Annotated in this window: 1 tRNA gene and 1 pseudogene; one reads left to right on the forward strand and one right to left on the reverse strand. The window is 38.6% G+C overall.

From position 1 onward, the window contains the following. Positions 1 to 67: 67 nt before the first annotated feature. Positions 68 to 143, forward strand: a tRNA-Thr gene (locus IEY48_RS20185). Positions 144 to 422: 279 nt separating this feature from the next. Here IEY48_RS20185 and IEY48_RS20520 read toward each other — a convergent pair. Then, positions 423 to 751: pseudogene (locus IEY48_RS20520) on the reverse strand (transposase); the annotation flags it as partial. Between the last annotated feature and the right edge of the window lie 902 nt (positions 752 to 1653).

Raw genomic sequence — 1653 nt, forward strand, 5'->3', positions numbered from 1 at the left:
AAAATTTGTCTGGAAACCATAGAGCTTCATTTCCAGACGCAAAATAAGCTCAATATGTACAGAGTTTGCTGATATGGCTCAGTCGGTAGAGCGCATCCTTGGTAAGGATGAGGTCCCCAGTTCGATTCTGGGTATCAGCACCACGAATAATCTAGTGAATTGACCTAGAAAAAATTTGTCTGGAAACCATAGAGCTTCATTTCCAGGCGCCTAATAAGTAAAAAAGCCCGTTGCTAACGCAACGGGCTTTTTTACGTCTGATGTTTGTGTGTCAAATGAGCGAGATAGCAGTGTGGTCGATATGCCCATGTTGGAATAGGTCATTTCCAGACGCCTAATAAGTATGAAAGCCCGTTGCTAACGAAATGGGCTTTTATGTTTGGAGTTTAAGGTTTGTGCACCAATCCTTATACCAATCCGCATTAGACTTTACCCATATTAAACCGGCCTCGTGTACACAAACTATTTACCCTGTCCTTGCACTGAATAAAGATATTCCAGGCTTTACAACACTGATCAACGATATCGTTATAACCTTCAAAACACAAATTTGCCAAACAGACAGTCTTAACCATTGCCATACTTGCTCTATTGGGTTTAGCTCTGGAGAATAAGGTGGCAATTTGAGGGTTGATAAATTATTAAATTCTTTGGCTATATCATCCTTATGCTACCCTGCGCCATCTATAATAAAAAGAGCATATCTATCTGAGTGCGTTGCCTCTGAAATTTGCTTCAAGTGTTGCCACATAGCTGCCCTATTAACAAAAAGGGGAACCAAGCTTATATTTGCCGGTGTATTTGTCATGCATCGTTCTATCTTTGACTGATGACTCAACACCATTCTGCATTTGAATAAACCTCTATATCACATTACATAAAAGACAGTAGGAACATCGATATACATTTTCATAACGTAAGCCATTTGGTTATGGGTACGATATTGTTTGTAAGTTATTCAGCAGGGAGCATGGGTTGACCTGTGCCGGTATCAAACTTAACCGTATTTTTTAGTTCACACGCGGATTTAAGCCGCCGTTTGTTTTGCCGGAATAAAGTGTAATGGTTTAGGTTTATGGAGCTGATCTAGTGATGTTGTTTTAGCTGGCCTCAGTGAGTTGTTGTCGTTGCACTTTGTTATATGAGTTGTCATCACAGGCTCCAAATTTACAATTGAGCAGGTATTTACAAATTTTTAAACTATCGATGCTGGTTGTGGTTATCTATTCGCTTACTTTATATCGAACAAGTAGTGGGTTTGTTCAGTTAATCTTCCGTTCAATACTAAATGTAGAATATAAAATGCAGAGTAATAAACCAAAGGTTATCAATTAGCATCGTCTGTTTTGGCGCTATATACATAAAACCCGTCATCGAGAGGGTGTTGTAATATTCAAAGCAATGAAAATATAGAGCTTACAAAGGTCAAACATTAAATCATACAAGCTGGTTTGTGAATAAATCTGTGGGTATCTTGTGCTTATTTTGGTGTTAACTCAGGTATAAAAATTAAATGAAAAATTAGTAAAAAAAGGGGTTGCACTAAATCTCATGGTGCCTATAATGCGCATCCACTGACACGGAAGACAGCGAAAGCGGTCACCGAGTTAGGTTGAATTAAGTGCTTCAAAACACACAATTCAACGGCGAAAA

The organism is Shewanella saliphila, from assembly GCF_014648295.1.
Classification (GTDB): Bacteria; Pseudomonadota; Gammaproteobacteria; order Enterobacterales; family Shewanellaceae; genus Shewanella; species Shewanella saliphila.